9 protein-coding genes and 1 pseudogene are annotated in these 13,435 nt (G+C 32.4%); 5 read left to right on the top strand and 5 right to left on the bottom strand.

The annotated features are described in order from the left end of the window. Positions 1 to 1,032 precede the first annotated feature (1,032 nt). Positions 1,033 to 2,364: a PAS domain-containing sensor histidine kinase gene (locus IWX83_RS16455; protein WP_196831259.1), complete on the bottom strand. Its 1,332-nt coding sequence runs from the start codon at positions 2,362 to 2,364 to the stop codon at positions 1,033 to 1,035. A gap of 1 nt (position 2,365) precedes the next feature. Next, complete coding sequence (locus IWX83_RS16450) at positions 2,366 to 3,709, bottom strand: sigma-54 dependent transcriptional regulator (RefSeq protein ID WP_196831258.1); 1,344 nt, start codon at positions 3,707 to 3,709, stop codon at positions 2,366 to 2,368. A gap of 181 nt (positions 3,710 to 3,890) precedes the next feature. On the opposite strand from IWX83_RS16450, the gene IWX83_RS16445 reads away from it, so the two are divergent. The 4 genes from IWX83_RS16445 to IWX83_RS16430 all read left to right on the top strand — a co-directional run bounded on the left by IWX83_RS16445 (position 3,891) and on the right by IWX83_RS16430 (position 9,657). Further along, positions 3,891 to 5,129, top strand: a complete 1,239-nt coding sequence (locus IWX83_RS16445; RefSeq protein WP_196831257.1) for an efflux RND transporter periplasmic adaptor subunit — start codon at positions 3,891 to 3,893, stop codon at positions 5,127 to 5,129. Positions 5,130 to 5,227: 98 nt separating this feature from the next. Beyond that, positions 5,228 to 5,941, top strand: a complete 714-nt coding sequence (locus tag IWX83_RS16440; protein WP_196831256.1) for an ABC transporter ATP-binding protein — start codon at positions 5,228 to 5,230, stop codon at positions 5,939 to 5,941. 4 nt (positions 5,942 to 5,945) lie between these two features. Continuing rightward, complete coding sequence (locus IWX83_RS16435; protein WP_196831255.1) at positions 5,946 to 8,363, top strand: ABC transporter permease; 2,418 nt, start codon at positions 5,946 to 5,948, stop codon at positions 8,361 to 8,363. After that, a complete protein-coding gene (locus tag IWX83_RS16430) occupies positions 8,356 to 9,657 on the top strand; it encodes a TolC family protein (RefSeq protein WP_196831254.1) in 1,302 nt (433 codons plus the stop codon). Before IWX83_RS16435 ends, IWX83_RS16430 begins: the two co-directional genes overlap by 8 nt. A 283-nt stretch (positions 9,658 to 9,940) precedes the next feature. Here IWX83_RS16430 and IWX83_RS16425 read toward each other — a convergent pair. The 3 genes and pseudogenes from IWX83_RS16425 to IWX83_RS16415 all read right to left on the bottom strand — a co-directional run bounded on the left by IWX83_RS16425 (position 9,941) and on the right by IWX83_RS16415 (position 13,052). After that, positions 9,941 to 10,921 (bottom strand): annotated as a pseudogene (locus IWX83_RS16425) (DUF932 domain-containing protein). A 250-nt stretch (positions 10,922 to 11,171) separates the two neighbouring features. After that, positions 11,172 to 11,330, bottom strand: coding sequence for a hypothetical protein (locus IWX83_RS16420; RefSeq protein ID WP_196831253.1), 159 nt, complete (start codon positions 11,328 to 11,330; stop codon positions 11,172 to 11,174). Positions 11,331 to 12,377: 1,047 nt separating this feature from the next. Beyond that, complete coding sequence (locus IWX83_RS16415; RefSeq protein ID WP_231380075.1) at positions 12,378 to 13,052, bottom strand: response regulator; 675 nt, start codon at positions 13,050 to 13,052, stop codon at positions 12,378 to 12,380. A 107-nt stretch (positions 13,053 to 13,159) separates the two neighbouring features. Here IWX83_RS16415 and IWX83_RS16410 point away from each other — a divergent pair. Continuing rightward, on the top strand, positions 13,160 to 13,435 hold a 276-nt coding region (locus tag IWX83_RS16410; protein ID WP_196831252.1), incomplete at its 3' end, for a hypothetical protein.

The raw sequence follows: 13,435 nt of genomic DNA, 5'->3' as shown, positions 1-13,435 counted from the left end.
ATCCTAATTTAAGTTTAAAAAGTGGCATATCTTCAACCGGAATCCGTACCTCTTTTTTACTGGAAAGAGTGGCACATCATCAACTGGTTTATCCACGCTTGTATTGGAGCAGTGCGCTGATCAAAATTTGATGGGTTATTGGATGCCCTTCAAACGCAGATAATAATTTTCTGAAATCCATGATTAAGATAGTTACGTAAAATTATAAACCGATACTCGATAAAATATCGAGTATCGGTTCTCGAATATACATTTTTTATTGTAATTTTAAAAGTGTTTAATCGGTTTTAAATAGATTATATATCCGTAAAAATACATATAAGTTATACAATAGGTTTTCATCAACAGATTAATTATGAAAACACTATAATTGAATATTGTGGCTCTGTCGCAGCTAAATTTAAGTTTTAGCTTTTTTAAAGTACTTAAGCTAAGGAATACAAAGGTTTTTGTATTATTCTTTAGGCAGTATATTTTAAGCTTAGGTTTACTTTAAGTTAGCCTGATGTTTAAGAGATAAAGAAAAAGAGATGAATTCACGTTGTCCATTCTGCTACGAATATGAAACATTGATAAAAGCGTTTCATATATTGGAGTTATCAAAGCTTATAATAAGTGTTTCTTTTCTAAAATAGGAATTCGACCATGTAAGTATCTTAATAATATAGTCGATCAAGATCATGGTTTTATTAAACGGAAGATTTTAAACAGATTGGGATTTAAAAGCTTCCAATGAACTAGCTGAACTTTGATTGGAATCGAAGTTGTGAAGATGTTAAGAAAGAAACAGATGTTAAATCCTAGTATAACTGTGTTTACATCCTTTTGTAAGTTGCCGGCATAATTTTTCTACTTTGATTACTTTATGTTTTAAATTGACAGCTGCGGAAGAATCCTTTAAGGTGGATTTACTCCTATAAGCACAATGGTAGTAACTTCTTACTGCCCACAAAACATCTCAAGAAATTGAGAGGTTTTTTTGTGTTATAATTTTTCTCCATACATTTAGACTTGATCCAAATTGATCCTTAATTAAGCAACTAGACAAATTATAAAAGTGGTTTTCCCATCGTCATTTCTATACGCCAAATAACCTCCATGTGCTTCCACAATGCTTTTTGACAAGGTTAATCCAATTCCTGCACCTTCTTTTCGAGTGGTAAAAAAAGGGAGGAAAATTTTGTTTTCTATTTCGGGTTCAATACCTTTTCCATTGTCTGATATTGTAATGAATGTTCTATTTTCTTTGGCCTCAGTCGAAATAAACACCCTTTTTTGTCCTATATCTTTTAACGCATAAATACAATTGGTCAAAAGATTGATAAATACTTGTTCCATTTGTTGCGAATCAATATTTAGCCAATTATTCAGAGAAATAGTATTTATGACTTCTATACTTTCTTTTTTAAATAATGGAGACATAATTTCTAGACTGTTTTCTATGATTTGTTGAAGAGTTATTTGTTCCTTTTTAGGCGCAGGCAACATAGCGATTTTGCGGTAGCTTTCTACAAATTGCTGCAAATGGTCGCTTCGCCTCAACATCGTGGCAACACTGTTTTTCATATCGTCAAGATCTTCCGTCGAAATAGTTTCCTGTTGAACCAATTCCTGTAAATTCTGGGAAAGTGATCGAATGGGAGTGATCGAATTTAAAAGCTCATGCGAGATCACCTTCATCAAATTTACCCATGCCTCTTTCTCTTTTTTCTCGATTACATTTTGAATTGAATCCAGTAAAACGATGAAATAATCTTGGTTGAAAATTTCACTCCTCGAAGTTTGTATCACAAAAGTTTGCGTGTCTTGCTGGTTGACGCGAATCTCTAATGAAGTTTTGATTTCCTGAAAATTTTGCTCCTCAATAATTTTGCATAGTAAAGGCAAATGATTTTTCAGATACTTCCATTTCGAAACTTTTGGTACATCAAAATGCTTGGAGAAGTAATCATTCATCAAAAAGATATTCCAGTCACTTTCTTCCTTTTGCAGAATAATAATTCCTGTTTCAATAGTATTTAGAATAGAACGATACACTATATCTTTTGAAACCTGCTCGTTTTCTTTATTTTTTAGCGTTTCGTACAGCTTGAATAAACTAGAATAATTTTGATACGATTTATGTTTCGAAAAATCTGATGTAAAATCATTTTGTAAAATAGAGGTAATCGTTTTATCATAAATCAAAAAGGCTTTTTTGATATAAAAATACATTTCGACTAAGAGCAGAAAAAGTACAAAAAGCCCAAAAAGTGCTGAAAAAAGTAATCCTTTTTGAAAAATAAATATGGAAATTCCGGAAAGGCAAAGAATAAAAATTAATCTAAGAAAAAGGTGCTGGTATATTTTTAAGGATTTAAACATACTAGTTGATGTTATATTTTTCTAAACGTCGGTATAATGCACCTCTGGATAATCCTAGTTCTTCGGCAGTTTTACTAATATTGTTGTTGTTTTTCAACAGGATTTTCTCAATAGCAGTTTTTTCTATTGCCGAAAGTTGAATATCATCTTGATTCTCTTCATAAGTTGTGATTTGCTCTAAATCTAAATCTGAAACGTTAATATGATTGTTCTCACAAAGAATCACTGCGCGTTCTATTCGGTTTTCCATTTCACGAATGTTTCCGTTCCAAGCGTGATTTGCTATCTGTTCCAATGCTTTTTCGTCAAAAGTAATTTCATCCCTTCCGTATTTATCAGTCATTTTTTTTAGAAGATACTGAGCCAAAGGAATTTTATCTTCATTTCGCTCCCGCAATGGAGGCAACACGATTTCCATAGTATTGATGCGATAATACAAATCTTCTCTAAAGTTTTTGTCGGTAACTTCCTGTTTCAAATTCAAGTTGGTGGCAGTAATAATGCGAAAATTTAATGGCCTTGCTTTTGATTCTCCTAATCGGGTTACCATTTTGGTTTGAATTATCTGCAAGAGTTTAGATTGTAAATGCAATGGGACGTTTCCTATTTCATCCAAAAAAATAGTGCCGTTTTGAGCCATTTCAAAGCGTCCAGGAGTATCAGTTTTCGCATCGGTAAAAGCCCCTTTAGCATAGCCAAATAATTCGCTTTCAAAAATATTGGAATTCAAAGAACCCAAATCAACGTGAATAAAAGGACTGTTTTTTCGCTCCGATTGCAGATGGATATGATGTGCCAAAACAAATTTACCAGTTCCGTTCTCGCCAAGGATTAAAACATTGGCATCGGTTTTGGCCACTTTGTCGGCCAGAGAATAAGCTTTTTTTATAACATCTGAATTACCAACAAAAAAATCGTCTACAATCTCGATATTATTTGATTTCTTCTGCTCTTTACGTCTTTTATCGACAGCTTGTTTTACAACGCTAAGTAATTTTGTATTGTCCCAAGGCTTTAAAATATAATCAAAAGCCCCTGACTTTAATCCTTCAACAGCCGTTTCTACTTTGCCAAAAGCGGTCATTAAAATAACAATGGTTTTTGGCGAAAGCGTTTTTATTTCCTTTAAAAGATACAAACCTTCTTTTCCGTCTTCAAATCCTATTCTGTAGTTCATGTCGAGTAAAACCACATCTATTGTATTTTTTACTAATAATTCAACCACATTCTTAGGGTTATTGAGCGTATAAATATTTTCAAAATGCTTTTTAAGTAGCATTTTTGAAGCAAAAAGAATATCTTCTTGGTCGTCTATGACTAATATGGAGGCGTTGGTCTTTTTCATTATAACGTAATATCTGTATTTTTTTATTCAGAAAATGGAATCATTGTTCGGTTTCGGACAAATAGTGTTCAATTATGGACATCGTGTAAATTTTATTTAAATTAAAAACCTAACAATAAAATTATTACAGTTTTTAATTTTATGGTACGATTATCCTAATGGACTACACAAATAATAAACAATGGACTCCAAAATCGTACGTAAAACTAACAAAAATAAGTATCTTTTAATCGTTTTGCCAATTATCTTACTCCTCGGGTATTTTGTCTTTACTTCTGTGACTAAAAAAAGAAGTTTAAACGTAAAAAAAGTTGAAATTACGATTAAGACCGTAGAAAATAATTTTTTCGAAGATTTTATGTCTTTTCAGGCAAAAGCCGTTCCTTTAAATTCAATGTTAGTTAATATTATTGAAGGTGGAGCTGTTCAGGAAATATTTGTTGAAAACGGCGATATGGTCGTTAAAGGACAACCGTTAGCGCGCTTGTATAATCCTAATGCTGAACTTGCGTACATGCAGCAGGAAACAGCGATTATCGAACAAGTCAATAATTTGAACAAAGCCAAACTCGATTTAAGAAATCAGGAATTGAATTTAGAAAAAGACTTGATTGGTATAGAGCACGATTATCTTGATGCTAAAAACTTATTCGAATTGAATCAAAAACTTTTTGACAAAGAAATACTTTCAAAAAATGAATGGGAAAAGACCCAAGAAAATTATCGTTTTCAAAAAGAGCGCATGAACATCATCAAAAAAAGTGTTAAAAAAGAAAAATTAGCAAATCAAGTCCAGATAGGACAATTGAATCAATCTATTGATTTTATGAATAAAAGTTTGGATATTTTGAGAATGAATAAAAAGAATTTTCTAATCACAGCACCCATTTCCGGAAGACTTTCTTCCTTTGAACCTATACTCGGGAAAACCTATGTGCAAAATACAAGTATTGGTTCTATTGATGACAGGAAAGGCTATAAATTGATGGCCGACATCGATGAATTTTATTTGGATAAAATTGCAGAGCAACAAAAAGGAACAGTAGATTTTGAAAATAAATCCATCGAAGTTCAAATAACTAAAGTGATTCCCGAAATTAAAAATGGAAGGTTTCAAGTAGAATTGGATTTTGTTTCTTCTGAAAAATTAGATTTAAAACAAGGATTAAGTTTTGGAGTAAAATTAAATCTGTCAGAAAAAACCAAGACCTTAGTGCTTTCAAAAGGAAGCTTTAACGAAGAAACTAGCGGAAAATGGATTTTTGTTGTCAATGGCAACAAAGCAGAGAGAAAAGCAATCAAATTGGGGCGAGAAAACCCTTTGTATTATGAAGTTCTCAGCGGTTTAAAAGCGGGCGAAAAAGTGATCACTTCGTCATATAAAGATTATAAAAAAGTCGAGATTTTGAATTTAGAATAAAGAAAAAGAGCTTAGAGGAAAGAAACAATAGTAAAGAATAAATAATAAAGAATAAAGAAAAATAAACAAATATCATCAATCAAAAAACGAATAATAGTATGATTCAAATTAGAAATCTTTCAAAAGTATTTAGAACCGAAGAATTGGAAACAATGGCATTGAGTGAAGTTTCACTTACCATAAATCAAGGTGATTTTGTTTCAATTATGGGGCCTTCGGGAAGTGGAAAGTCCACTTTATTAAATATTGTTGGATTGCTGGATAGCGCTTCGAGCGGAAGTTATAAGTTGCTCAATCAAGAAATGATTGGGCTGAAAGAAAAAGAAAAATCGAAAGCCAGAAAAGAAAATATTGGCTTTATTTTTCAGAATTTCAATTTGATTGACGAATTGTCGGTTTATGATAATATTGAATTGCCGTTGATTTACAATAAAGTTCCATCTTCTGACAGAAAGAAAAAAGTAGAAGCAATAGCTGATAAATTAGGACTTTCCCACCGATTAAAACATTATCCACAACAGCTTTCCGGAGGACAACAACAACGTGTAGCCGTGGCAAGAGCCTTAATTAACGATCCGAAAATTATTCTTGCCGATGAACCAACAGGAAATCTGGACAGCAAAAATGGAAATGAAGTAATGGAACTTTTAACTGATTTACATGCCAATGGAGCCACAATATTAATGGTAACGCACTCTGATTATGATGCTTCTTTTTCTCAAAAAACCATTTTGATGAAAGATGGAATGATACTTTCAGAAAAAGTTAATAACAGGAACGTGGATATATTAGGAACGGAATCTAAAAACTAAAATCATGCTAAAAAATTGGATAACTATATTTTTATACCACCTCAAAAATAATAAGCTATTTTCTGCCTTGAATATTTTTGGATTGGCCATTGGAATTTCAGGATTAATTTTCGCATTACTGTATTGGAATGAAGAACAAAGTTATGATGCTTGGAATCCCGAAAAAGACAATGTGTATCAGGTTTTAGTGCAGTTAACAGGAATGCCAGTTTTTTCAGATTGTGCTTTATTCCTAAAACCTATTATAGATAAAGATACTAATGTAGAAAAGGTAGTTTATGCTGACAGCTGGTATCAAAAGGATAAAATTATCTACAAAGGGAAGAGAGAAATAGTTGATAAAATTATTAATGTTGAGCCTGATTTCTTTTCTCTTTTTCCATTTGAAATTATTAAGGGAGATGTGGTTTCGGCATTAAAAGATGATTCAAGTGTTGCTATTTCAGATGTGATTGCTAAACGAGTTTTTGGTAACGAAAATCCGATTGGTAAACAAATAACATGTTTGGATCAAATGTTTATAGTGCGCGCTTTGTATCATATTCCAGGGAACTCTTCAATTGCTCCAGATGTTATAATGAATAAAATGACGCAGTTCAAAAGTGAAAATACGACAGGACCTTTTATATTCAAGTTACTTCTTAAAATTAAAGATCCATCAAAAATTGAGAATACTCGAAAGAGTTTAGAGAAAACTTACAACCAAGATTTTGTTCGGAGAATTGCCAAGGAAGAAGGTTTTACTTTAGAAGAAATGGCTAAGAAAATGGGTCATTTTAATGTAGTTATAGAGCCACTTTCAAAAGCGAGATTACATTCTATTACAGATGGATATCCAGAAGGGAGAGGAAATTATCAGTTTTTGTTGATTATGGTTGGGTTATCTGTTTTAATTCTCATTCTTTCGATTGTAAATTATATCAATTTGGCTACAGCGAATGCGGTTAAACGTGCTAAAGAAGTCGGTGTTCGTAAAGTTGTGGGGGCTTCAAAAGGTACTATTGTTATTCAATTTATTTTTGAAACTGCTCTAATAAGTTTGTTTTCGATTTTATTAGCATTAGTCATTGTTGAGTTGACTTTGCCGTATTACAATGATTTTTTAAATAAGAGTTTACGAATAATTGGTAGTCAGTTTTATCTGCAATTACTTCTGATTTTCTGTATTACAGTTTTGGTCGCAGGAATACTTCCAGCCGTTTACGTTGCTAATTTCGAAACTTTAAAAGTTCTCAAAGGCAATTTTGGAAGAAGTAAAAACGGAATCTGGTTGCGTAACGGAATGTTGATTTTCCAGTTTACAGTGGCTACTTTCTTTATTGTTGGTTCTTATATTGTGTATCAGCAAATCGATTATCTAACCAATAAAGATTTAGGTTTTAAAGGAGATCAAGTGATTGAAATTAATTTGAATTTTCCGGATTCGGATTATGAATTGGAAAACGTAGGGCAAAATATCTACAACAAATACAGTACCATAAAACAAGAACTGGCTAAAATAAAAGGTGTAGAACAAGCTTCTACAGGATTGATTTCATTTGATGGTTCAGATGATTCATTAGGAGGTGTATTGTACAATGATGAACTTTTTAAAGCACGAACAATTGCACTTGATTTTGGTATGTTCGAAATGATGAAAATAGAAGTAGTTAAAGGAAGGTCTCTTGATCAGAAACATGCTTCGGATACTATTACTTCTGTGGTGATTAATGAAACAGCACAAAAGTTGATGAACATGAAAGAGCCTATAGGAAAAGAACTAATTATCAAAGAACGAAAATTAAAAATCATAGGAGTTGTTAAAGATTTTAATTTATTAAGTCCTGAAGTTGAGATGTCAGGGATGTATTTCTATCATCTTAAAACGGTAGATATTGCTCAAAATATCAATAAGGTTTTCGTAAGACTAAAATCGGATAATATTGAAAATACAATTACCGATATCGAAAAATTATGGACAAAAATGGATACTGAGTATCCTTTTAAATACGATTTTGTCGATAAACAATATGCAAGAACTTATGAATCGTATGTGAAGCAAAAGAATCTATTTTCATTGTTGAATGTAGTGGTAATTCTAATCGCTCTTTTCGGGTTATTCGCCTTGGCTTCGTATTCAATTCAAAGACGCATGAAAGAAATTGCAATCAGAAAAACGCTTGGAGCAGAAACCAATTTATTATTGAAAGAACTCTCTAAACAGTATGTTTTGTATTGTGTCATTGGGTTTTTAATTGCTTTGTTTCCCACCTATTATTTATTGAATATGTGGCTTGAGAATTTTGCTTTTAGAATTGAAATGACCTTGTTTCCTTTCCTTTTTGGCTTTATAATATTATTGGTTTTAACGTTAATCATTGTTTTGTTAAGAGCCTATCAAGCAACAAAAACAGATGTTTTGAAATATTTAAAATATGAATAAAAAAATTGTTTTTACGGTTGTCTTTTTAGCCTTTTGTGCATTGGCAAGTGCTCAGGATACTTCTTGGTCGCTCACACGTTGTATGGAAACGGGATTGCAGAAGACTATTGAAATAAAAATCAGACAGCTGGAAATTAAAAGAACACAAAAATCACAAAATTCGGTTTTAAATCGAATGTTACCTACTGTCGATTTGTATGGACAGCAGGGTTATAATTTTGGTAGCACCATTGATCCTTCGACTAATGGAAGAGTAAGTTCTAATATTCAAAATGATAATTTCTATCTCAATGCCAAAACGAATCTGATTGATTTCAGTGCTTTTGCGAATGCTAAAAAAGACAAAATTAATATTGAGCAAGCCAAAGCCGAGATGGAAGTTGTAGAAAACGAATATAAATTGCAAATTTTGGAAAGTTATTATCAAGTACTTTACATAAAGGAATTATTGAAAATCCAAAAAGAGCAACTCAAGCAAGCTTTATTCAATTTAGACAGGGTAACTAAAGAAGTTGCCATTGGAAGCAAACCTCAAAGTGATTTGTATGATATGCAATTGAGCTTTTCGGAGGAAGAAAACCGAAATCTGGAAACCGAACAATTGTATTCTATTAAAAAAATACAATTGTTCCAGTTGATGAATATTGTGGATGTGGCGACAGACGAAGTAATATTAGAACCTTATTTAAAGGAGGCAAATAAAGATTTTGATACTGAGTTGTATAATCCTAAAATTAAACTTGCCGAGCTCAATTATCAAAACAGTTTACAGTTGATCGGTTTAGAAAGAGCCAGCAATTATCCGATACTGTCAGCGTATTATGGATATTCTACTTTTTATTATAAAAATATAAAACAAGCAAATGCCAACACAGATTCTTTTTTCAATCAATTAGAAGATAATAAAAGTCAACAAGTTGGTATGCAGTTGAGTGTTCCTGTTTTCAATGGCTTTAGGAACAATAAAAAAATCAGTGCATCAAAAATAGCAGGTGATCAGGCAAAACTCACTATAGAAAAAGAAAAACAACAATTGGACAAACAAGTAGTATTGGAAGAACAAACCAAAAGAAATTATTTGCAGCTTCAGAATAAATTGGTGGAGAAAGAAAAGTATGCCAAAGCTTCTCTAGCAACTACTCAAGCTAAATTTATAAGCGGCAAAGTGGAAGCTATTTTATATTCCTCAGTAAAAAATCAAGTACTATCAGCTGAGTTTGAAGTATTAAAAAACAAACTTCAACTTCAGTATATTGGCCTGAAAATAAATCTGTTAAAACAGGATCGGTTGTAAAAATAAAGACTTAATATTTAAAAGAATTTATAATCTAAAATAGTAACGATAACTTCTTCAAATGCTGCATGAAATGGTTCGAACCCCTAATCGGCTGCATAATGACAAATAACGCCACTGGAAGACAGTGGCGTTATTTTTTTATAAGCTTTTTCCATAAACACTTACTATAAATAACAGCTTGATCTAAGCTTTTAACAATTTATAGATTAATGCGGCCTAAACCAGCAAGAGAATTAATTATCAAATTCATTCGGCGCAATGCATTCCTTCCAATATTACATTATTTTAAAAATAGTATTTTTAGTTGTCCAGAACCGCCTATTAATATAGAAGATAATTTAGCTTCATCATCTTTGCAAGAGCGTACATTTTGAAAGTAGCCCGTTATGGCGTTATAAGCTCCAAAGACAGACCCTTTGGTAGTGTCCATCAGCTGAGTCGGATCGCACATGGCATATTCGAAAGCACTTTCTACCATATTGACAAAACAGGAATAAGATCTTCGGTTGGGCCCTCTTGCAGGGCCCTAATCACTTCTTCGCTTGGCGCTAAGGCAGATTGTATGAGTTTTTTTACTTCATTGTCGGAGATTAGCACTTTGTCCAGTTGTTGAAAATAGCCTCCATTTGTAGGGATAACCTATCAGATATGCCCATGACTTTGTATTCCTATTCCAAGTGCTGTTTGGCGTTAGAAGTAAGTCTGATGCGTACGGTATTGCTCTGGTTGCGCAAAGCGGCATTAAGCGTATTGGCGCATACGATACGCATGGGTGTAAAAGCCACTGTAATGCTACCACTTCCATCATGTGAGGTAGTCAGGAAAAGGTATTTTTCGATAATATCATCCTTGCGCACCCGAATATAGTAGGGTAGTTTAGCAGTAATAAAAATACGTTCCCCTTTGCCTAAAGCCCCTAATGTTTCGTATAGCATACCGTCACCATCTACATGCTATCAAAAAAGGAAAAAGCATCCCTATTTTGCACGATTTAGTAGTCTTTTCCTATTACACCTAAAACGGTATTGTTGTCGGTGCGCACCGTACTGAAATAATTTGGGACTTCGATATTGCTGTCTTATAAACTAGGTGTAAAAAGTTTTCTTTTTTCGACTTCATAGTCCAGTTCTGCATATTTAATTGCTTCTACACTAGTGCTATAGTGCTGTATAATCTGTCCTAAATTATACCATGCTTTTTCTTTCACGCTAAAATAACTGTGTTTTTGGTCTTGCTCGTTGTAATAAATGTTGTGTGCCATGATATTAAAAATTTAATGATTAATAAATGAAATTATATTAAAAAATGGTAATCTGTTAATTAGTATTTCTTTGACTGAGCTTTAACAGAAGTAGGGTTATCCTAAGCCTATTGCTTTATATTACCTATATGTGAAGGATGTAGATTGATAGTTAAGCATCCACAAAGCCAGTCATTCCTACAGAGAACAATACGCCCGATTAGCAGAACCTGCGCCTTTTTTTGATAAGTTGGCAGTCTCCTGAACTAAGCTAGTAAGAATAACCGACAAAAGACAGTATTTCCTCTTCCCTTTTACATTTTTTTGGCTTGTAGGTATCCTTGTTGGCAAGGTTGAAATTGACCACTTGATTGTGGTTATTCACTTTTTGAACTTTGGTAACTGCTGAAATGCGTACTATGATTTTCATGATGTAAAATTTTGAGATTACTACAGTTTAGATTTATTTTCCGCCACACTCAACAAAATATTTTCAGAAGAAAAACGGAAAAAAGAAAGCAAGAAATAAGGGGACTGATGGATGTGGAGAGCTATAAGTCCTGAAGGGTGGCTAGTGCAACGCAGCCATTATGAGCATCCATGAGACACTATCTTAGCTGCCTTTTATTCCGTTTCGAGTATGAAAAAAATCATGCCCAATCTTACTATTTCTTGATTGTTTTTAGAGGTACTGTGTGAATAAGATTATTTGTTGCAATATGAAAATGATACTTGATAACATTAAGGGGATTCATCCTAGCAATTTTCTGGAAAGGGAATTGGAGATATATCACTGTGGCAAGAGGTAGAGATTCCATGAACACTAACGGCTTATTAGCAAGGGCAAGCGCAGGATTAATATCGCTCAGAAAAATAAAAAATTGGATGTAGAAAACAAAAAAAAGGGTCAACGTTACTTATGTATTTACATAGTGAATTTTGAGAAGTAGCTGGGTACTTGATAAATATAAGTGAGGAAGCGGAGCCAAGCCCGACGGCTGGGCGAAGGAGCAACCACTGAAACAACAAGGGGCGGAAGACATAATATGGAATGACGCGATATAATAGATTCACTAGCCTCGTCGAAAGATGGGTAGAGACTGTGTGAAGATGAGGAAAGAGCATCCTAAAAAATAAGGCTGCCTTATTTTTTATGGGATGCGAAATGTCTGTGAAACGGAGGGAAACGGAGGGAAACGGAGGGAAACCCAATGGTTATAAAGATTTCAAAGTTGCTTAATTATCTAAAATGTATTTATGGAAATACAAGGTTGACCGACTGGAACAGCCGAACGGAACAATGGGAATGACCGCAGAGAGACGGCTGATTGCTTTATACGTTTAAGAATTATAATACATTTGTTGTCTAAGATAAAAATTATTATGTTGAAAAATGGTTGAATTTATTATTCAAAAGTAATTTTTCAAAACCAGACCTAGAATTATTGAGATCCTCCTCATAGGATAAAGAGGAACATTATAATAATCCTAGTTTTTTAGCTTTACCAATTAAATCTTTATCACTGCCTTTTCCTTTTAAAAGTTGATCTTTTATGTTTGCTTTCCTTTTTTCTATAGCACTCATAGAAAGAGGAATGTAGTTAGGAAGATTAACAGTTTTAACTCCTTGAGAAATTAAGGTTAAAATTTGATTGTCATGAATATCCCAATTTATGTTTCTTTTAAATAATTCTCTTTGAGATTCTATTATGGTATTACTTCGGAATATATCACCTTCAAGAATTTTTTTACAAATAATAGGAAATAATTCAAAGTTAATGTCACTTTTTGAAATGAATCCTTCAGGTTTTATTTCTTTAATAATTTTATCTACAATTAAGGGTTCACTATGCATTGTAAGAAGAACTATTTTACAATTTGCGAATTTTTCTCTAATGAGTATAGCCAAATCAATGCCATTATTAATATTAAAGTCTTTATAAGGAGGAAGACTAATATCTAATAAAGCAAAATCAATTTTTGTATTTTGTTTTAGTTGAAAATTTATTTTGTTGTAAGCATCTTCACAATTATAGCTCTTTATAAAAGTCAGGTCGTTTTTTTGAAAATCGGTATCAGATAGCAGGTTAATATAACTATCAACTGTCATAGGGTGATCATCGACTATCAAAATATTAAGGCACATGTTCATTTTTATCCAATTTCACACAAAACTAATTAAATATTACGGTTATACCGTAAAATTGAAAGAAATTATAGCTGTTTTTTTGAGAGAATATTAAACTAAATTAATTTTTTATGAAAAGCAAATTATATATTGCAGGACTTGTTTCTATTTCTTTATTAACTTATTCATGTTCCAATGATGATGTTTACGAGATTCCAGAAGTTAAAAATAATAATTTTCAAATTACATCACAAGCGATTTTGAAAAATGGATTAAATGAAAAAACAATTGATTCAACTACTGTGATTTTTAGTGTTTTGACCCCTATAAAACAAGAGTATTATTCTAAATTTCGATTTTTAATTACGCTGTTAATTTTTTCATCATTATTAAGTGTTTATCAGAGT

The organism is Flavobacterium sp. CG_9.1 (genome assembly GCF_015751645.1).
GTDB classification, from domain to species: domain Bacteria; phylum Bacteroidota; class Bacteroidia; order Flavobacteriales; family Flavobacteriaceae; genus Flavobacterium; species Flavobacterium xanthum.
This window is presented reverse-complemented; position numbering and strand designations above follow the sequence as displayed.

Coding starts and splice junctions, on each gene's coding strand:
- IWX83_RS16455 (WP_196831259.1), bottom strand. CDS start 2,364: ATGTTTAAATCCTTAAAAATATACCAGCACCTTTTTCTTAGATTAATT.
- IWX83_RS16440 (WP_196831256.1), top strand. CDS start 5,228: ATGATTCAAATTAGAAATCTTTCAAAAGTATTTAGAACCGAAGAATTG.
- IWX83_RS16415 (WP_231380075.1), bottom strand. CDS start 13,052: ATGAACATGTGCCTTAATATTTTGATAGTCGATGATCACCCTATGACA.
- IWX83_RS16445 (WP_196831257.1), top strand. CDS start 3,891: ATGGACTCCAAAATCGTACGTAAAACTAACAAAAATAAGTATCTTTTA.
- IWX83_RS16430 (WP_196831254.1), top strand. CDS start 8,356: ATGAATAAAAAAATTGTTTTTACGGTTGTCTTTTTAGCCTTTTGTGCA.
- IWX83_RS16450 (WP_196831258.1), bottom strand. CDS start 3,709: ATGAAAAAGACCAACGCCTCCATATTAGTCATAGACGACCAAGAAGAT.
- IWX83_RS16420 (WP_196831253.1), bottom strand. CDS start 11,330: ATGAAAATCATAGTACGCATTTCAGCAGTTACCAAAGTTCAAAAAGTG.
- IWX83_RS16435 (WP_196831255.1), top strand. CDS start 5,946: ATGCTAAAAAATTGGATAACTATATTTTTATACCACCTCAAAAATAAT.